General features: G+C 66.2%; 1 pseudogene. It reads right to left on the reverse strand.

Going from position 1 to position 317, the window contains the following annotated elements:
* Nucleotides 1-317: pseudogene (locus PZH32_RS12325) on the reverse strand (2,3-bisphosphoglycerate-independent phosphoglycerate mutase); the annotation flags it as partial.

The raw sequence follows: 317 nt of genomic DNA on the forward strand, positions 1-317 counted from the left end.
CGATGTAGTCCACCAACTCGCGCAGGTACTCGGCACCCCTTGACGGCGGCACGTCGCGCCCGTCCATGAAGCAGTGGATCATCACGTGCTTCACGCCGGCCGCTACCGCCGCAACGACCAGGCCGTACAGGTGCTCGTTGGAGGAATGCACGCCGCCATCGGAGACAAGTCCCATCAGGTGGAGGGCCGCCTGAGGCTGGCTGGCCGCCGCAAACGCCTCCTGAAGCACCGGATTGGTAGCCAGCGAACCATCGCGGCAGGCGGGGTTAATGCGGGTGAGCTCCTGAAACACCACGCGGCCGGCGCCGATGTTGAGG

Origin of the sequence: Adlercreutzia equolifaciens (assembly GCF_029076695.1) — a bacterium.
GTDB classification, from domain to species: Bacteria; Actinomycetota; Coriobacteriia; order Coriobacteriales; family Eggerthellaceae; genus Adlercreutzia; species Adlercreutzia equolifaciens_A.